The sequence below is a fragment of the Serratia sp. M24T3 genome, assembly GCF_000257645.1.
GTDB lineage: Bacteria > Pseudomonadota > Gammaproteobacteria > Enterobacterales > Enterobacteriaceae > Rouxiella.
On sequence record NZ_AJHJ01000011.1, the window covers coordinates 85,200 to 102,938 of the forward strand.

Annotated in this window: 18 protein-coding genes and 1 riboswitch; of the genes, 6 read left to right on the forward strand and 12 right to left on the reverse strand. The window is 48.7% G+C overall.

The window, feature by feature from the left end:
- Positions 1–41: 41 nt before the first annotated feature.
- Positions 42–536, reverse strand: coding sequence for a hypothetical protein (locus SPM24T3_RS11380; RefSeq protein WP_009636897.1), 495 nt, complete (start codon positions 534–536; stop codon positions 42–44).
- 84 nt (positions 537–620) lie between these two features.
- A complete protein-coding gene (locus SPM24T3_RS11385) occupies positions 621–902 on the reverse strand; it encodes a hypothetical protein (protein WP_009636898.1) in 282 nt (93 codons plus the stop codon).
- Between the two features lie 493 nt (positions 903–1,395).
- Here SPM24T3_RS11385 and lipA point away from each other — a divergent pair, with 493 nt between their 5' ends.
- Together lipA and SPM24T3_RS11395 are read left to right on the forward strand one after the other, a co-directional pair.
- A complete protein-coding gene (gene lipA, locus SPM24T3_RS11390) occupies positions 1,396–2,361 on the forward strand; it encodes a lipoyl synthase (RefSeq protein WP_009636899.1) in 966 nt (321 codons plus the stop codon).
- Positions 2,362–2,577: 216 nt separating this feature from the next.
- Positions 2,578–2,847, forward strand: coding sequence for a Rhs-Related protein (locus SPM24T3_RS11395; protein WP_009636900.1), 270 nt, complete (start codon positions 2,578–2,580; stop codon positions 2,845–2,847).
- A 515-nt stretch (positions 2,848–3,362) separates the two neighbouring features.
- Here SPM24T3_RS11395 and tatA read toward each other — a convergent pair.
- The 6 genes from tatA to SPM24T3_RS11430 all read right to left on the reverse strand — a co-directional run bounded on the left by tatA (position 3,363) and on the right by SPM24T3_RS11430 (position 8,664).
- Positions 3,363–3,560, reverse strand: a complete 198-nt coding sequence (tatA, locus tag SPM24T3_RS11405) for a Sec-independent protein translocase subunit TatA (RefSeq protein WP_009636902.1) — start codon at positions 3,558–3,560, stop codon at positions 3,363–3,365.
- Between the two features lie 332 nt (positions 3,561–3,892).
- A complete protein-coding gene (locus SPM24T3_RS11410; RefSeq protein WP_009636903.1) occupies positions 3,893–4,678 on the reverse strand; it encodes an amino acid ABC transporter ATP-binding protein in 786 nt (261 codons plus the stop codon).
- A complete protein-coding gene (locus SPM24T3_RS11415; RefSeq protein ID WP_009636904.1) occupies positions 4,675–5,619 on the reverse strand; it encodes an amino acid ABC transporter permease in 945 nt (314 codons plus the stop codon). The genes SPM24T3_RS11410 and SPM24T3_RS11415 overlap by 4 nt, the downstream gene beginning before the upstream one ends.
- Entirely contained in the window at positions 5,616–6,512 is an 897-nt protein-coding gene (locus SPM24T3_RS11420) for an ABC transporter substrate-binding protein (protein WP_009636905.1), read from the reverse strand. Before SPM24T3_RS11420 ends, SPM24T3_RS11415 begins: the two co-directional genes overlap by 4 nt.
- Positions 6,513–6,876: 364 nt before the next feature.
- Entirely contained in the window at positions 6,877–7,665 is a 789-nt protein-coding gene (locus SPM24T3_RS11425; protein ID WP_009636906.1) for a deaminated glutathione amidase, read from the reverse strand.
- Between the two features lie 42 nt (positions 7,666–7,707).
- The gene (locus tag SPM24T3_RS11430; protein ID WP_009636907.1) at positions 7,708–8,664 is read right to left on the reverse strand and encodes a nitrate ABC transporter substrate-binding protein; all 957 of its coding nucleotides are present in this window, start codon (positions 8,662–8,664) and stop codon (positions 7,708–7,710) included.
- A gap of 176 nt (positions 8,665–8,840) precedes the next feature.
- On the opposite strand from SPM24T3_RS11430, the gene SPM24T3_RS11435 reads away from it, so the two are divergent.
- From SPM24T3_RS11435 to SPM24T3_RS11450, 4 genes are all read left to right on the forward strand, one after another.
- Complete coding sequence (locus SPM24T3_RS11435) at positions 8,841–10,184, forward strand: aminotransferase class I/II-fold pyridoxal phosphate-dependent enzyme (protein WP_009636908.1); 1,344 nt, start codon at positions 8,841–8,843, stop codon at positions 10,182–10,184.
- 67 nt (positions 10,185–10,251) lie between these two features.
- A riboswitch (Fluoride riboswitch) is annotated at positions 10,252–10,314 on the forward strand.
- 67 nt (positions 10,315–10,381) lie between these two features.
- Positions 10,382–10,765: a fluoride efflux transporter CrcB gene (crcB, locus tag SPM24T3_RS11440; RefSeq protein ID WP_009636909.1), complete on the forward strand. Its 384-nt coding sequence runs from the start codon at positions 10,382–10,384 to the stop codon at positions 10,763–10,765.
- Positions 10,766–10,968: 203 nt separating this feature from the next.
- Complete coding sequence (locus SPM24T3_RS11445) at positions 10,969–11,631, forward strand: TetR/AcrR family transcriptional regulator (RefSeq protein WP_009636910.1); 663 nt, start codon at positions 10,969–10,971, stop codon at positions 11,629–11,631.
- Positions 11,631–12,842 (forward strand): multidrug effflux MFS transporter, encoded by a 1,212-nt coding sequence (locus SPM24T3_RS11450; protein ID WP_009636911.1) that lies wholly within the window; start codon positions 11,631–11,633, stop codon positions 12,840–12,842. The genes SPM24T3_RS11445 and SPM24T3_RS11450 overlap by 1 nt, the downstream gene beginning before the upstream one ends.
- A 63-nt stretch (positions 12,843–12,905) precedes the next feature.
- On the opposite strand, the gene cspE is transcribed toward SPM24T3_RS11450, so the two are convergent.
- The 4 genes from cspE to SPM24T3_RS11470 all read right to left on the reverse strand — a co-directional run bounded on the left by cspE (position 12,906) and on the right by SPM24T3_RS11470 (position 17,713).
- Positions 12,906–13,115, reverse strand: a complete 210-nt coding sequence (cspE, locus tag SPM24T3_RS11455; protein ID WP_009636912.1) for a transcription antiterminator/RNA stability regulator CspE — start codon at positions 13,113–13,115, stop codon at positions 12,906–12,908.
- Between the two features lie 178 nt (positions 13,116–13,293).
- Complete coding sequence (locus SPM24T3_RS11460) at positions 13,294–14,073, reverse strand: DUF2076 domain-containing protein (RefSeq protein ID WP_009636913.1); 780 nt, start codon at positions 14,071–14,073, stop codon at positions 13,294–13,296.
- Between the two features lie 133 nt (positions 14,074–14,206).
- A complete protein-coding gene (locus SPM24T3_RS11465) occupies positions 14,207–15,334 on the reverse strand; it encodes an ABC transporter substrate-binding protein (protein ID WP_037378293.1) in 1,128 nt (375 codons plus the stop codon).
- 285 nt (positions 15,335–15,619) lie between these two features.
- A complete protein-coding gene (locus SPM24T3_RS11470) occupies positions 15,620–17,713 on the reverse strand; it encodes a prolyl oligopeptidase family protein (RefSeq protein ID WP_009636915.1) in 2,094 nt (697 codons plus the stop codon).
- Positions 17,714–17,739 lie beyond the last annotated feature (26 nt).

Below are 17,739 nucleotides of genomic sequence, written 5' to 3' on the forward strand. Positions count from 1 at the left end.
GGATATTTACTCGCACGCTTTAAAATAGCGAAATATCATTTTTATAAATGGTCAACACTTTCATAATTATATTTTTTCCTCATAGCATGCCTGATTTCGGAAAAGGTTATGTAGTAAGCTTTATCAGATAGATTCAAATCTCGAATATTAGCGCTTGTGTACCTTGCACGTTTTACTTGCCCTTCTGCCATAATATCTGAATATGTTCCTGTTGTTTTGTCGACATAATAGTTCATAAAACTTACGCCTGAAAGTTGAGAACCATTACTATTAGCCCAGTCAAGCCCCAATTTAGAGGTTTTTCTGAAAAATGCATTTATAAATGCAAGAGTTACGCGCATTACAGATTTTTCATTTCTGTAAATTACAAGGTTATCGCGCATTAATTTGTGTCCAGCTTTATTGCTGCCTTTAAATTTATTTTTTAAAGTATCGAAAATTATTTGATACTTATGCCTAATTGAACCATTAGCTCCCATATCAGTAGAATCAACATTTTTACCTAAAAAATCTAATGCAGTTTTAGTTTCACCCATATGAGAAAAACTTAGATATTCATAATTCTTTTTAAGATATTTAGACCAACTCTTTAAAAGATCTATAGCTTCTTTATCAGTAAGTCATGGGTATTCTTTAATAAGAACGCTTGCATTTGCACCTCCAACATCAATACCTTTTTTGATATCATCGATTATATAACCCGTCATAAGAGCTGTTGATGTTAAGCCCAAACCGGCATTTAAATCATCAATTCTAATCCATCTGGGATTATTAAGGTTTCCGTGCTGATTTTTATATTTATGTTCATAATCTCCCCTGGCTGCTTCCATACCATAAAACAATTTTATCGGTTTCACTTGCGCAGATGTGCCCGCAGGTGGCATTGATTTATTTTTATACATGGCAAGCTTACTGTTTCAATATGAGTATTCTTAGACTTATTATTACAGCGCTACCGACTGTAATAATAGGTGGAAAAACACCACTTACGGTATAGGCTACGATTTTTAGAGCAGCTTTGCTGTCGGTAGCGTAGCTATTGGTATAAGCGGGACGCTAAACGGCTCTGCCTACGCCCCTACTCTCACTCTTTTGCCTCTCGTTGCGCCGACTCAGCCCAACCTCAGCGTTTTAAGCGGCCCGAGTACGGAGAAAATACTCGCCGATTTCGCAATAGTAACCTTAAAATAACCTCATGAATTATAAGTAAATTTATAAAATTAATAATTTTTCAACAAATAAATAACATAATTTCGCGCTTTATCTTCGTGAGAGGGCTGAATGCAGCCCCGCTTCAATGATATAATTTCTAGCAATTTTTTAATGAAGCAGCTAGTTCATTGAATGTCATAAAAAATCTCGCCTGCGAGAGACGAAACTGGAAACTGCAAGATTATGAGTAAACCGATCCAAATGGAACGCGGCGTCAAATACCGCGATGCTGATAAGATGGCGTTAATCCCGGTGAAAACCGTGGTCACAGACCGGCAGGAAATGCTTCGCAAACCGGCCTGGCTGAAAATTAAACTTCCTGCCGACTCCTCTCGTATTCAGGGCATCAAAGCGGCATTGCGCAAGAATGGTCTGCACTCCGTTTGTGAAGAGGCCGCGTGCCCTAACCTTTCAGAATGCTTTAACCACGGTACCGCAACCTTTATGATCCTCGGCGCTATCTGTACTCGTCGTTGCCCATTCTGTGACGTTGCCCATGGCCGCCCTATCGCCCCTGACACCAATGAACCTGGCAAGCTGGCGCAAACCATCGCCGATATGGGCCTGCGTTATGTGGTGATCACCTCGGTTGACCGCGATGATTTGCGCGACGGCGGTGCTCAGCACTTTGCCGACTGTATCAGTGCTATCCGCGAGAAGAATCCGACCATCAAGATTGAAACGCTGGTTCCCGATTTCCGTGGACGTATGGATCGCGCTCTGGAAATTCTTAACGAAACTCCGCCAGACGTGTTCAACCATAATCTCGAAAACGTGCCGCGTGTTTATCGTCAGGTTCGTCCCGGTGCCAACTATGAGTGGTCATTGAAGCTGCTTGAACGTTTTAAAGAAGCGCATCCTGAAGTACCGACCAAGTCAGGTTTAATGGTGGGTCTGGGCGAAACTAATGAAGAAATTCTTGAGGTTATGCGTGACCTGCGTCGTCACGGTGTGACCATGCTAACGTTAGGACAATACCTGCAGCCTAGCCGTCACCACCTTCCGGTTCAGCGTTACGTCAGCCCCGATGAGTTTGAATATATGAAAGAAGAAGCGCTGGCGATGGGCTTTACCCACGCCGCCTGCGGACCTTTCGTTCGTTCCTCTTATCACGCCGACCTGCAAGCCAAAGGCATCGAAGTTAGGTGATTCGTTAATTCATCATCGAGCCTCCATAAAAAAAGCTGCTTATCAAAGCAGCTTTTCCATTTAGACTTCAATAATTCCAAACAATCAAATTACATTAACTCACTGCACGAGCCCATTTCCAGCTCAATATTAATCATGTGAACTCACGCCAGTTAAATTAATAAAGTACTGATACACTAACGCCCTCACCATTAATTAGAAAGGATACTGATTATAATGGCATATCCTCCAATATCAGGGCCTGACGGGGAAGTTTTAAATAATAATATGCGTGAAGCACGTGAAAACGGAAACTCACGAGATATGGCCACTGCTGAAACCTATTATTGGTTCTATCAAAAGGTCAGGAATCGCGGCCCCTGGGATTATAAACAGTTCGATCCATACTGGGATAAATTTGGCAATTTCAATTACGGGGCAGCTGGTATAGCGAGCCGCCATTCGGTGACGATCCTACCGACCAAGGATACATCAGAGATGGAATAGCGTATGCAATACAAAATGGCTATTAAGCGGAAATATAAAATAACTTTGTCGCTCCTTTTTCCCTTAACCGTCGCTTGGGTAATAATTAGTTATCCCAATAATTATGCTAAAGAAGAACTTCAGAGAAGATATAAAATAAATGACCAAATGTGACTTTACATGACTAAAAACTCACATGGCGGAGCCACATTACCCATTATTTATCGATACTATCTGGCTGGAGATCTAAAGGTCAATGACTCAGCAATACTTAGCCAGTTAAATAGTAAAACTCTGATTCTGGAAGGTACCGGGACAGTTTATAAAATTGAAGCCGACAATAATTTTAATGTTCTCATTCACTACAGTGGCAAGGTTTTCACCCTAAATCGCAACGTAAAATATAATTACGCGCAGAAGAATATCACCGCATCCGTGAGTTATAAAATAAATTAATTGAAAACTATTGGCACAAACTCATAAAAAAAGCTGCTTATCAAAGCAGCTTTTTTTCAGCAAATTCATTCAAGAATGAATCAGTCTTTATGCTCTACACGCTGTTCAACCTGCGCGTCAGCTTTGGCTACTGGAGCCGGATCGTCATTCATGGCCTTTTTAAAGCCTCTCAGAGCTGCGCCAAGGTCGCCGCCAAGTGAACGAAGTTTGCTGGTACCAAAAAGCAGCACAATCAGCACGCCGACAACTAACAGTTTAGTAATACTCAAACCTTCCATAAATACCTTCTTTACACTGGTTGCTGATTTAAACAGCTGGAGAATAAAATTGCCGCGCCTGGCGACCTGAATTCCATCCCTGTACGGATTATAACCATACAGCCATTATGAGCCTGTAGGGCCGCACGTTAAAGCATTTCTTTGTTTAATTATTTTATTTTACAAAGCGCCATGGGACATAAAAAGTGGGGGGATTATACGCCCGTGACCTTGGTTGAAACAAACCTTGAGTGCTACCTTTAACCAGAAACCAACACATTTACAACAATAAAAGACGAGGAAAGATGAAAAAACTTCATCCATCTTCCCACACCTTTATTTTTTTCAACTATTTAGATAAAACGGCTCAGAAAAGCCTGGAAACGTGGATGCTGTGGATTTAACAGCACCTCTTCCGGTGGTCCCTCTTCAATTACATAACCGCCGTCCATAAATACCACGCGATCTGCTGCTTCACGGGCAAAACCTATTTCGTGGGTGACGACAATCATGGTCAAGCCCTGATCGGCAAGGCTGCGCATGGTAGCAAGCACTTCCCCCACCAGTTCGGGGTCCAGCGCTGAAGTTGGCTCATCGAACAGCATCAGTTTGGGTTTAATCGCCAGCGCTCGGGCAATTGCCACGCGTTGCTGTTGGCCGCCGGAAAGATGCCGAGGATAAGCATGGGCTTTATCACTCAGCCCGACTTTTTCCAGCAGGGCGCGCGCATAACTCTCGGCCTCATGACGGCTTTGCTTATGCACACCAATCGGCGCTTCGACAATGTTTTGCAACACGGTCATGTGCGGATAAAGGTTAAACTGCTGAAAAACCATGCCGATATCGCGACGCTGGCGAGCAATGCCGCGCTCGGAGAGTTTACGCAGCTGATCGCCGTGCAATTCATAACCAATTTGCTCCCCGCCAACCATAATCGTACCGCGATCGATATCTTCCAAGTGATTGATACAGCGTAAAAAGGTCGATTTACCTGAGCCAGATGGCCCGAGTATTACCACGACTTCACTTTGTTTCACATCAAGATCGATGCCTTTTAGTACTTCATTATCGCCATAACTTTTGTGCACATTACGCGCAGTAACCAGCAAATTTTGCGCATCGGATGGGCTCTGACTCATAAGTCCTCCTTCTGAGCAAGATTTGGGTGGGAGACGACCGCTTTCTGGGCTGCGCCTGGTTGACGGCGCTTGGCCGCCACGGTTCGGCGAGTTCCTTTAGAATAAAAGCGTTCAATAAATGACTGACCGACGTTAAGTACCGAGGTGATTAACAGATACCAAATCACCGCAACCATCAGCATCGGCACCACTTCAAAGGTGCGATTATAAATAGTTTGTACCGAGTAAAGCAGATCACCCATGGCGATAACACTCACCAATGACGTCGCTTTAATCATGCTAATCAACTGATTACCAGTCGGAGGAATAATCGAACGCATTGCCTGAGGGATGATAATTCGGCGCAGCGCGCGGCCACGGCTCATACCGAAAGCCTGTGCAGTTTCAGCCTGGCCATTGTCAACGGAAAGCAAACCGGCGCGGATAATCTCGGCCATATAAGCAGCTTCGTTCAACGCAAGACCGGCAATTGCCGCGGTTAACGGCGTGATCAGATCATTGGTATTCCAGCTGGCGAAGGTTGGCCCGATAAACGGCAAACCGATTGCCACGTGGGGAAACAGCGTTGACATGTTGTACCAGAATAACAACTGAACCAGCAGCGGCGTGCCGCGAAAGAACCAGACATACAGGCCAGACAGGCGACGCAGCAGCATGCTTTGCGACAACCGCCCCACCGCAAGCAGCAGGCCCAAAAGAGTACCCAGCAGCATCGATACCACAGTAAGACCGAGCGTCACGCCAAGCCCGTGGATCACCGAAGCCTCGGTAAACCACTGCGAGACAACGTGCCATTCAAAGTTAGGATTGCGCGCGATGCTGATAATCACATCAAGGGCGATGATCAGCACCACAATCCAGGCTACCCAACGACCGTAATTACGCGGCGCGTGTGCAAACTCAACATTACGTCGTGGGTCAGGGGTAGTTTTCTCGGTCATTTAGTTGGTTTTCCCAGGTTAATGCCCGGTGCTGGCAGCATGTTGCCCTCGAGACCCCATTTTTTCATGATTATCGCATAAGTGCCGTTGGTAAAGAGTTCCTGATAGGCAGCCAGGACAACTTTGCCGATTTCGGAATCTTTAGGCACTACGGTTCCCTGGAAAATGTCATTGAAGCCGTTAGACTTGCCAGCGCCTGCCAGTGTTAGCTGGCCGTTGGACTCTTTGATGAAATAGGTCAAAGGGGCTTGAGATGAGAAGAAAGCATCAGATCGTTTGGAGCGAACCGCTAAAATGGAGGTTGGCTGGTCAGTAAATGACTGCACGGTAACGGCAGGTTTTCCCGCTTTCACACAGTCTTCAGACTGCTGTTTAATCACTTTCTCGGCAGAGCCGGCAGCCATCACGGCAATGCGTAAGCCACAGGTATCGGCCAGAGATTGAATGTTTTTCGGATTACCGTTGGGTACCGCGAAGGCCACATATTCTTTAACGAAATCAACGAAGTCATTTTTCGCCTGGCGCTCCGGGTAATCGCCAATCGGACCGATGCCCATCTGATAACGCCCCGAAGAAATCCCGGTCAGAATACCGGAAAGGCCGCTTACAGAGGCGTGTTCAACCTTGACGCCCAACAGCTGGCCCATAGAAGTTGCCAGGTCGGCGCTGGCACCGTCCAAAGAGTTTGTACCGGTAACGATTTCATAAGGAGGAAACGAACCATTATTGACCGAAGTCAGCACGCCCGATTTCTGGATATCGGCAGGGAGTTTGGCGTGCAGGGCCGGGTCCATTTTTACAACCGGAATAGCAACGGTTTCAGCAGCAAACGCGTTTACGGAAAGCAATGCAGCAGACAGAACGGCGGCACGACGAATTTGTTTTACCATCATCTTAATTTCCTCTGTGTAAAAGCAAGCGTTGGTGTTGTGAATGTGAATTTCTTATTTTTTTGCACCTTCCATGGTGATGAAATCCTGGGCGCCTTAGAGTTTTTTAACCACAATTTCCGGCGCTGATATCGTGGCTTTGAGAAAGTGCTCCCTGGTGTTGGTTCGCACTCTTCCTGCTTAGCTGGCCGCTATCGTTAGGTTGACGCCAACGACCCGCTATCTTTGAGCAAACTGTTTTCAGTTAAACGGTTTACTTATTCATTGCCTCGCCATGGCGAAGTATATTTAGATTATTTCATTTGCTGAACGCCAAAACTATTTCAACTGCGGAACACCAAACTATTTCAACTGCGGAACACCAAAACTATTTCAACTGCGGAACACCAAAGCAGCGATTTTCAAGTACTGGCAACGCTTTACGAGCGTAGGCCAAACGATCGCGATTGATATCGGCAAACACGAGTGCTGGTGCTTCGGCGGCACGAGCAATCGCCACACCCAGTGGGTCAACCACCATGCTGTTACCGATATTACGTTCGCCGCACTCGCCGACTGCCACGATATAGCTGGTGTTCTCCAGCGCGCGAGCAGTGACCAAGACTTCCCAATGCATTTCTTTCAGCGGACCTTTAACCCAGGCCGCAGGCAGAACCAGCACTTCGGCACCGTCAAGAACCAAACGACGCGCCAGCTCGGGGAAACGCACGTCATAACAAGTCATCAGGCCAATTTTATAGCCTGCCACCTCGACCAGCGGCGGCACTTCAGTGCCCGGAGTGACGTTTTTTGACTCTTTGTTGGCAAAAGCATCGTACAGGTGAAGTTTGCGATATTCAGAAATAATTTCGCCATTACGGATAGAAATCAATACGTTCCATGCACGACCATCTGGAGCCGGAGTGTGGATGCTCATCATGGTGGTCAACTGATTGCCTTTACTGGCGGCGACGAGTTTGCTGACAAACGGGCCGTCGAGCGGCTGTGCGGCTTTCAGTACCAAATCTGGATCGGTGATATCACGCGCCAAAATACCTTCCGGCAAAACCAGCAGATCGGCACCAGCCTCCAGCGATTTTTCCATCAGTGTCAGGCAAGTTTCGACGTTTGTTTCCCACTCGCGGGAAACGGCAAATTGGCCCATTGCAACTTTCATTCTAATTCCTCTGCCCTATAGGGTTAAAACGGCCTGCTCAGGTTATTTGGCGTAAGCCGGGAAGAGATCCGCTGGCGTCAAACGCACTGCAGTGATCTTCTGAACATAAAGCTCATTAGCAAAATCGTCGATCATTTTTTTGTTTTGCTCAAAGCCGTTGTCATTCCAGGTCACTGGCAAATCCACCACAGTGCGACGAATATCATCCAGCAACCACGGTGTGGTATCGGCATATTTCGCGCGCTTGTCCATCCAAACCTGATAAGACTTGTCGATAATTTCGCTCAATGCTGCGGCCAACCACGGGTGCTCGGCGGCGACATCGGACTTGATAGCCAGGATGTGCATGCCGGGCACGTAACCAACGCGATTAAAATATTCGAGCTCTGACTGGCGGAAATCAGGCTGTAACTGGCGGAAACCCGAGCCCGACTTGAAGAAACCTTCAGGCATAAACGGCGTGAACACCGCGTCCAGCCAGCCTTCTTTCAACAGCTCCATCATCGGACGTTCGCCCGGACAGGCTTCGATACGCCCTTCGCGACCAAAGCCGTTAAGGCGATCGACAATCGGGTGTGCCTCGGTCAGTCGGCCGGCATACCAATAAGCATCGTCAATACCCACGCCGTCTACGCCCAGCACTGTGCGGGTCCAGGTATTGCCCGAATCTTGCCAACCGGTCACGCCAATGCGTTTACCCGCCAGCTCGGAAATTTTGGTCAATGGGCTGTCATCACGGGTGATAATGCAGCGCTGACGGAAACCACGCATCAGAAAATGCGGCACGGCAAACACGTCATCTTCGCCCTTGGCACGACCCTGTGCGTAACGGCTGAAGGAGATCTCAGCGGCGTCGTATTTGTCGCTGGTGCCTAAATCACCCACCAGCGTCCCGATGCGTTCAATCTCGAGATTGAAGCCTTCAGGTTTGATATCGCCCAACGCCAGCGGCGTAAAATAATCCCAGTCACGAACGGCCAGCCTGATAGTAATCGCCACGTTTTTCCCCTTATGTCTGCAAAATTGCATCTTCACAAATACTGCATGCCCGAGCGGAGAGTGATCACATTCATCTAGATGTGATTATTTTATCGCCTCCGTTGACTAAGTTTGATACTAATAGCATAAATTAATATGTACAATAGAATCTTTGTTACTGAACAAAAGGTGATTTGATGGGTGAAACCCTGAAAGAAAAAACGCTTGATGCTGAGTGGTTCGCTGGCCATTTGCAGGACCGCTCCATGCGCGGCATCGCGATTGAAACCGCCGCCATGATCCGCTCAGGCGTTATCGAGATTGGCACCCATTTGCCTGCAGTACGTGAACTCGCCCAAGCACTTGGGGTCAGCCCGGCTACCGTTTCCGCCGCCTGGGGACAGCTCAGAAGACAAAAAGTCATCGCTGGCCGAGGCCGTAACGGTGTCTGGGTCTGCGGCGATACTCTTTCTCCGCGCCCGGCAAGATTCGAAAAAATCGGCAATTTTGGCGACCATATCATTGCCGATATGACGCTGGCCTCCCCCGATCCCGAGCTTTTGCCACGTCTCAATCAGGCGCTGTTGAGCAGCGTAGAAGCCGAAAATCTTAACAGTTATCAACGCGAGGCTATCTCGCAGGTATTGGTTGATGCGGTTTTACCCAGTTGGCCCTATGCGGCAGACGCATTTATGGCTGCCGACGGCGGTTTTGATGCCATGAATCTCACGCTGCAAACGCTGATCATGCAAGGCTCTGTGGTGGCTATCGAAGACCCAACGGCTACGCGCTTGCTGGACATGCTGGATAATATTGGTGCGCAGGTCATTGCAGTAAAATGCGACGAGTTTGGCCCCATTCCCGAATCATTGCAGCTGGCGCTAGGCAAGAATCCGGCGGCTTTTATCTACCAGCCGCGCACCCATTCTCACTGCGGACATATCGTTAACTCCGAGCGCATGGCGGAAATGGCGGAGATTTTGCGCAGCAGTCAGGCCCTGATTATCGAAGACGATGGCATTGGTGAACTGGCCAGTACCGAGCCTTTGAGCCTCGGCACTTATCTGCCAAAACGCACGGTGCATGTACGCTCCTATTCCAAGGCCTATGGGCCTGACCTGCGGATGGCGGTTATTTCCAGCTCTCATGATTTAATCAAACAAATCAAATCGTTCCGCAATTTCGGTGCAGGCTGGTCGAGCCGCATCTTGCAACACGCACTGGCGTGGTTGATTAACGATCCGGTGACGCAAGCGGGTATTGTGGAGGCGAAAAGAGTCTATGCCGAGCGACGTCAGGCACTGGTCGATGCGCTGGCGGTGCGCGGTATTCATCTGCCAACGCGCGAGGGATTATCAGTGCTGATCCCCGTGCCTTCCGAACAGTTTGCGCTGGTCACTCTGGCGGCACGCGGTATTGCTGTGTTGCCCGGCGAGCGGAGTCGCATTGGACCGGGGCAGTTTATTCGCGCCAGCACTAGCCTGATGCGTCTTGAGCAGGTTGAGACTATCGCCGATGCGATTCTGTTAGCGATGGGATAGAGGCCAGATAACACTACAAATTGAGACTCGATTTCGCTAAAATCACTGCGGCGCGCTGTCTGGCGTGCCGTTTTCTGGAGATGACATTCCTCCCAAACCGCCCTGACCGGCTAATGATGTCTACGCAATCTCGCGAGAGGTTCGTAGCATGACGCCGGAACCTTTCTAAACTTTAACTCCTATATTGAAAGGCATTTATGTTTAATACCCTCCTGGCAGTTTTCATTGGCGGCGGCGTGGGCAGCGTGTCGCGCTGGTATATCAGCCTGAAACTAAATCCGACCAGCTCGCTAATCCCCATTGGGACGCTAGTCGTGAATCTAACCGGGGCGTTGATTATCGGCCTGATGATCGCCCTGTTTAACCGCATGACTCAGTGGGATCCGGTGTGGAAAATGCTGCTCACCACCGGCTTGTGCGGCGGCTTGACCACCTTCTCGACCTTCTCGCTGGAAGTGGTGTATATGCTGCAAGACGGCCGCTTCGGCGCTGCGCTGTTAAACATCGCCCTCAACCTTATCGGCTCGATTGCTATGACCATGCTCGGGTTTATGCTGGTGAGTTGGTATAGCGCACACTAGTTTTAGCGTAAACCTTATATAAAAGAGCTGCTGTCAATCGATCGCAGCTCTTTTTGCTACATTTATAATACAAATATTTACCTTACCTTCTATCTTCCCTATAATTGAGAATGAACGTTCACACTTCTAATCTCAAGCTTATATTCATAGTTAACCTATTGATTTTGAGACAAGAAGCTATTTTTTACTTGTCAGGTGCCACTATGCATCCCGCTAACCAAACTAAAGATCAACGCGTTTGTGCGCGCAGGGACCAGATCGTCGCCGCTTCACGACTTTGTTTTCGCAAGCACGGATTTCACGGTGCAGGCATGGCTGAGATAGCTAAGATGTCACAACTCAGCGTGGGCCAAATCTACCGTTATTTCGTAAACAAAGACGCCATTATTGAAGAAATAGTACGGCGTATCGTCTTCAAAAAAATACAAATCATGACCGGTGGCGCGCACAATCTGAAACAAATGGCGAGTAACTTGGCGTATCGAGTGATTGGTGTTCAAAACATTGACCACAGTCAGTTTGGTGATTGCCCGGAACTCAGCCCGGAACAGAACGAAATCGATCACGCTCTGATGCTGGAAGTAACGGCCGAGGCCACACGCAATCAGGTTGTCGCTAAAATTCTACGAGATGCCGAAGCAAAATTGTTTAATGAAGCCAAGGCGATGATGACTCCTTATTATCCCGACATGAGTGAACAAGAACTCACGGCGCGTCTGGAAATGATGGCGGTATTATGCGAGGGCACGGCATTTCGTCGATTAACGCATAAACACGCCGACTCGGAAATATTAAAATCTATTTATAATCAATTATTTTGCAAAGTCTTTAATGACTATTCTCCTTCAAACACAGCGGAAAATTAATGAGCGATCATTTAGTAAACAAGCGCCTAGGCTATGCCTTGGTTTTGGGGTCACTGGCGGCACTTGGACCCCTTTGTACCGATCTTTATCTTCCGGCTCTGCCCACTTTGGCGCATGAATTAGATACTACTACTGCAACCAGCCAGCTTAGCCTCACCACCGGACTGCTGGGGTTAGGCGCGGGTCAGCTAATTTTTGGTCCGCTGAGTGACCGTTTTGGTCGTATTCGGCCGCTGTTATTTTCTCTGTTTCTGCTATTGGCCGCATCACTGTGGTGTGCGCTGGCACCTAACATCGACCAGCTGATTATTGCCCGTTTGCTGCAGGGCATTGCCGGAGCGGGTGGCGCAGTGTTGTCTCGTGCGGTGGCGCGTGACCTGTATAGCGGACACGAACTGACTAAGTTCTTCGGCTTGCTGATGCTGGTTAATGGATTGGCACCGATCATTGCCCCCGTTCTTGGTGGCGGATTACTGACTTTCCTCAGCTGGCGCGGAATTTTCGGCGCATTGGCAGTCATTTCAGTAATGCTGTTTATTGCATCCTACGCAAAATTGCACGAAACCCTCCCCGTAGAACGGCGATCTTCAGGGGGTGCCGGAGCGATGCTGAAATCATTAATGATGCTGTTAAGTGAACGTCAGTTTATGGGGCTGTGCCTGACTCAGGGCTTTGTTATGGCCGGAATGTTTTCTTACATTGGCGCATCGCCGTTTGTACTTCAGCAGATTTACAGCCTTAGCCCAATAGCCTTCAGCCTGTGTTTTGCCATCAACGGTATGGGGCTGGTGATTGCCGCACAGATTTCTACTCGCCTTGCGGCGGTGTGGGGAGAGCTAATGATGGTGAAGATTGGCCTTTGTATTGCCGCGGTTGCATCAGTCGCGCTGGTTATTGCCGGGATGGTGCATGCACCGCTGGTTGCCCTGCTGGTTCCGCTGTTCTTCTCAATCATGAATATCGGGATTATTGGACCTAACGCCGGTTCTCTGGCGATGCAAAGCCAAGGTCGCAATGCGGGAAGCGCCTCAGCCTTACTCGGTGTTTGCATGTTTGCTCTGGGCGCAATCGCCGTACCGTTTACCGGTATCGGCGGCACCTCGGCGCTGTCGATGGGGCTGACCATTTGCGGCTGCTTCTTTATCGCAATCCTGATGTTTGTATTCCTGGCCCGTCCGACATTCCGAAAAAGCCTGATTCCCCAAACTTGAGATATCTGAGCAACAGGCAAAAAAAAAACCCGCATCTGCGGGTTTTTTAGAATTCGGCTAAAGTTAGATAGCGATAACGTTAGCAGCCGACGGGCCTTTGGCGCCATTGGTGATTTCGAACTCTACACGCTGGCCTTCAGCAAGGGTCTTGAAACCGTTGCTTGAAATAGCAGAGAAATGAACGAAAACATCTTTGCTGCCATCTTCAGGGGTAATGAAACCAAAACCTTTTGATTCATTGAACCACTTAACGCTACCTTTAATCTTAGACATCAAACTTACCTTAACGTGAATGTAAAACACAAAAAGTGTGTCATTGACAGTACAGCAATAGATTTAAGTTTTGTCCAGAAATCCGATTGCAAAAAGCGATAAAGTTCTCACTCTTCGATTTTGAACAAACATAAATATTGTGCAATGCCAATTTTACCGAGCGCCAAGGCTTCATTTTTTAGAAAAATGAATCGTCGTCGTCGTCGTTATTCCCGCCAAAGAAGCTGTCATCAGAGTCATTCAGGAAGCCTGAATAAGTATTGTCACTGCTATTGCTGTTGTCATTATCGTTGTTATACACCGGGTTATCCCAGGAATTGTCGCCGCTCAACAACGGATCGATTGCCGGGTTGAAATTCTCGGTCGTGTTGTTTACCGAGTTATCTTCAACGATGTTGACGATTTCTGAAGGCTGGCTGTGATGGAACATACCGGTCAGCATGTCTGCCAGCACTACCCCACCCGCGACACCTGCGGCAGTTTTCAATGCGCCACCGATAAAGCCAGAACCGATTGGCGCAGCAGGGGCCTGCTGGTATGCCGGTTGTTGAGGCGCTTGCTGATATGCCGGCTGTTGCGGTGCAGCATTGTTACCCCAGCCGTTATTCTGGGTGCCTGGAATGGGCGCATTACCGGAAGATTGGCTATTTTGCGGCTGGCTGTTACCACCGCCAAACAGGCCAGCCAGGAAACCGGTACTTTGCGGTTTACTGTTCTGAGCCTGGCTTTGCAGCTGCGCAACCTGCTGTTGCAATTCCTGAACCTGAGCATTCATTCGCTTGAGCGCGGCTTCTTGAATGATCATGGACTGCGCCATGTAATAAGGCGCGGAAGGCTGCTTGCTCACACAAGACTGAATGAGGCGCTCAGCCTCAGCGTCACGCGGTGCGGTATTGGATTCTGCCTGTTGTAAACGGCTGAATAGCCCTTCAATCAAACGCTGTTCTTCGGATTGCATAGAATCACCTTATCACTGTTTATTACTGGCCACGCGAAAGCATGGCCAAGTTGACACTCACACTAATACAAATAGTTTCATCTATGAATTAACTGAGTGTCAACAAATGTGATCGGCGTAAAGTTGTGTACGGTTATTTCTTCGGCTGCCAGCCGAAGATAAAGTTCTTGTCCGGCAACTGGGTGAAATTACGCACAATTTCATGGTAAGTCTTGGACGGATCCAAATCTTTAAACTGCTGCGGATAAATATCTTTTGCCAGATATTCCATGCCGACAATATTGTACGGATGGTTATAGAACTGGTGATAAATCGCATAAACGCGCTGGTCCATAACTGCTGGAACCTGTGCTACACCGGTGCGCGAGGTCAACACTTTAGCTTCCTTATCGACCTCAGCCTGAGTTGCGGAGTAGCCAAACGGCATCATGGTCGTCTGGCCTTTGCCCGGATGGATAGAGCCGGTAAAGATATAGACGTCAGGTTTCATGCTGATCACTTTTTCCAGCGCGACTTCACCGGTTGCACCCGGCAGCAGCGCTGAACCGATATTCTTCGCACCAACCGCTTCAATCAGTTTCCCCCAGCCGGTTTCACCATGAGTAAAACAGCAAGAGTCGGAACGACCCGCCAGCGGTTCGATAAACACGTTAGGACGGTTTTTGATTGCAGCAATCGCATCCTGAATGTGTTGATAATGCGCTTTGTAGAAAGTGGTATAGGCAGAAGCATTCTTCTCCTGATTCAATACCTTACCTAAAAGATCGATACTTGGCGCAGTGTCTTGGGCTGGGTTGATATCGTAATCAACGAAAACGATTGGGATATGCAAGGCATTCAGCTTGTCGATCACCCCGCCCTGTTGCAGTGACTTTTTCGCCCGCAGCTGGGCAATCATCAGATCAGGATGCTTGGCAATCACCGTTTCTAAATCAACCTGCCCCTGGTCGCTAAAGCCCATGTCGAGGATTTTGGTCGATTCAGGCCATTTGCCTTTGAGCATATCCCAGGTCCCGGCATCGGTTGTTTTCAGCAGGTTATTCCACGCCACTACGCGCTTGAAGGGATCGCTTTTATCCAACAACGCCAACGACAAAATGTCACGGCCATCCTGCACGATCACCCGCTCAGGCTCTTTATTAATGGTGATTTTCTGGCCCGAAAGATCGGTAACAGTCAGCGGATAAGTCGTGGCAAAGGAGGCGAATGAAGCCGCCATCAGACCCGCTGCGGCAAGTACGCGCGTGGCATTGTTAAGCAGGATTTTATTCAAAATAAAGGTATCCAGGCAGTTGATTTACAAATAGAAATGATTTTGATAACCATTATCAAACAGGTGCAAATAATAACCATTTAACGGCGTTGCGGGCAATGTTTTTAGGAAAAGTCAAACTGACTGGCAAGTCCCAAAAATTCATAAAACAATTAAATTCATGAAGTTAGCCTGATTAAACAACATAATTTTGTGATTGCAGAAAAAGAACTGACGCGAGATTTCGCGCCAGTTTTTAATTAAAAACAGCCTTTAGGAAACAATTGAGTGTTTTTACTCTCCGAGATAGCGCCATAAGAACTCGCTGACCAACGCACGCTTGAAGGCGTTTTGCGCTTTGTCTGCCGCAGCACTGTGGCCACCCTCGGTGTTTTCGTAAAAATAAACATTTTCGATGCCAGATTGCTGCATTTTAGCGGCCATCTTTCTGGCGTGTCCCGGACCTACGCGGTCATCGCTGGTCGCGGTAGTGAACAACACCGGAGGATAGGTTTTTAGCGGATCGATATTCTGATACGGTGAAAACGCTTTAATAAACGCCCACTCTTCCGGTTTCTGCGGATCGCCATACTCGGCAATCCATGAGGCACCGGCAGAAATTTGTGTATAACGCAGCATGTCCAGCAATGGCACCTCGCAGACAATCGCCCCGAACAGCTCAGGATAAAGTGTCAACATATTGCCGACTAACAGGCCGCCGTTGCTGCCGCCCTGTGCCGCGAGATGCGCCGCCGAGGTAATTTTACGAGTAATCAAGTCTTTAGCTACCGACGAAAAATCCTCATAGGCGCGCAGGCGTTTCTCTTTCAATGCAGCCTGATGCCAGCGCGGGCCAAATTCTCCACCGCCGCGAATATTGGCAATCACAAACACCCCGCCGCGTTCGAGCCACGCAGTGCCGGTCACGCCGAGGTAGTAAGGATCGAGAGAAACCTGGAAACCGCCATAGCCATACAGCAGAGTCGGATTGCTGCCATCCAGAACCATGTCTTTGGCCGAGATGGCAAAATACGGGACCGCCGTGCCGTCATCCGAGGCGGCAAAATGCTGTGCTACCTGATACTTCGAGGCATCAAAATAGCTCGGTGCCTGCTTGATTATCTCCGCGGCCTTCCCGTCCTGCTCACCCAGCACGCCGTAATACAGCGAGGTCGGCTGCAAGAAACCGGTCACCGTCATAAAGTACTCGTTGGTGTCTTCATCGATGCCCGAGGCACTGATTTTGCTAAGCTCCGGCGCATCGCCCAGCCCCTGACGGGTCCAAAGTCCGGCCTCGGATTTCAGCACTTCCAGACGATTGACCACGTTATCCATAATGCTGAGGATCAGATAATCACGGGTCATCGAGAAGTTTGACAGCGTCGTGGTCTCACCCGGCGTAAACAGGATCTTGAACTTGCGATCGCCCGCCATAAAGCGGTCGAATTCAGTAACCAGCAAGCTGCCGGAAGAATAGGTTTCCTCGCCGACAGTCCATTCTGATGACAGAGAAAGCAACAGCCACTGCCTCCAGGTACTGAAACGGGCATCTTGCGGGATCTCGAGCGGCAGCAGCTTTTTCTCTTGTTCCTGCTGAGTTTCGTCGAGCAGAAAGACTTCGCGATGATAAAAATCAAGGGTTCTGCCGACGAAATTACGTTCATAGCCCGGCGTGTCATCGCGTACGATCATCACCGACATATCGGTAGGCTCGGCGCTGAACTGGGTTATCGCACTTTCGAGGGGCGTCCCACGCTGCCAGATTTTGGCAATACGCGGATAACCCGAGGTAGTCATTGAACCCGGACCGAAATCGGTAGCGATAAACAAACGGTCGTGGTCAATCCACGTTACGCGGCTTTTGGCCGACGGCAGGTTAAAACCGTCCTCGACAAAACTCAGCGTAGTTAAATCAAATTCGCGAATTGCCGAGGCGTCTCCCCCGTCGGGAGAGAGATGCAACAGCCCGCGCCGATACTCTGGCGCAAGAGTCTGAATGCCGTGATAAACCCAGTCGGTGCCTTCTGCCGCGCCCAAAGCATCGATGTCCAGCACGGTTTCCCAAACGGGTGACTCTGTACGATAAGAGGCAAAACTGGTACGACGCAGCACGCCACGCGGATTTTTTTCATCCTGCCAGAAGTTGTAAAAATAGTGCCCGCATTTGTTGACCATCGGGATTTGCGTCGAAGCATTCAGACAGTCAAATACATCGCTGCGGATAGTTTCAAATCGATCGCTCTCGGCAAATTCACGGCGAGTTTGCTGACTTTGCTGAATGGCCCAATCTACGGCAGTTTCGCCATTGATCTCTTCCAGCCAGACAAAATCGTCCGCGGCTTGCTGGAAATCCTCTGAATTTGATGACGTAAAAGTGCCTGATGACATAAAACCTGCTCCTGCGTGTTTTTAGC

Excerpts from the sequence above, each read along its gene's own strand:
- SPM24T3_RS11380 (WP_009636897.1), bottom strand. The coding sequence starts at position 536 with ATGGGTGAAACTAAAACTGCATTAGATTTTTTAGGTAAAAATGTTGAT.
- SPM24T3_RS11385 (WP_009636898.1), bottom strand. The coding sequence starts at position 902 with ATGTATAAAAATAAATCAATGCCACCTGCGGGCACATCTGCGCAAGTG.
- lipA (WP_009636899.1), top strand. The coding sequence starts at position 1,396 with ATGAGTAAACCGATCCAAATGGAACGCGGCGTCAAATACCGCGATGCT.
- SPM24T3_RS11395 (WP_009636900.1), top strand. The coding sequence starts at position 2,578 with ATGGCATATCCTCCAATATCAGGGCCTGACGGGGAAGTTTTAAATAAT.
- tatA (WP_009636902.1), bottom strand. The coding sequence starts at position 3,560 with ATGGAAGGTTTGAGTATTACTAAACTGTTAGTTGTCGGCGTGCTGATT.
- SPM24T3_RS11410 (WP_009636903.1), bottom strand. The coding sequence starts at position 4,678 with ATGAGTCAGAGCCCATCCGATGCGCAAAATTTGCTGGTTACTGCGCGT.
- SPM24T3_RS11415 (WP_009636904.1), bottom strand. The coding sequence starts at position 5,619 with ATGACCGAGAAAACTACCCCTGACCCACGACGTAATGTTGAGTTTGCA.
- SPM24T3_RS11420 (WP_009636905.1), bottom strand. The coding sequence starts at position 6,512 with ATGATGGTAAAACAAATTCGTCGTGCCGCCGTTCTGTCTGCTGCATTG.
- SPM24T3_RS11425 (WP_009636906.1), bottom strand. The coding sequence starts at position 7,665 with ATGAAAGTTGCAATGGGCCAATTTGCCGTTTCCCGCGAGTGGGAAACA.
- SPM24T3_RS11435 (WP_009636908.1), top strand. The coding sequence starts at position 8,841 with ATGGGTGAAACCCTGAAAGAAAAAACGCTTGATGCTGAGTGGTTCGCT.
- crcB (WP_009636909.1), top strand. The coding sequence starts at position 10,382 with ATGTTTAATACCCTCCTGGCAGTTTTCATTGGCGGCGGCGTGGGCAGC.
- SPM24T3_RS11445 (WP_009636910.1), top strand. The coding sequence starts at position 10,969 with ATGCATCCCGCTAACCAAACTAAAGATCAACGCGTTTGTGCGCGCAGG.
- SPM24T3_RS11450 (WP_009636911.1), top strand. The coding sequence starts at position 11,631 with ATGAGCGATCATTTAGTAAACAAGCGCCTAGGCTATGCCTTGGTTTTG.
- cspE (WP_009636912.1), bottom strand. The coding sequence starts at position 13,115 with ATGTCTAAGATTAAAGGTAGCGTTAAGTGGTTCAATGAATCAAAAGGT.
- SPM24T3_RS11460 (WP_009636913.1), bottom strand. The coding sequence starts at position 14,073 with ATGCAATCCGAAGAACAGCGTTTGATTGAAGGGCTATTCAGCCGTTTA.
- SPM24T3_RS11470 (WP_009636915.1), bottom strand. The coding sequence starts at position 17,713 with ATGTCATCAGGCACTTTTACGTCATCAAATTCAGAGGATTTCCAGCAA.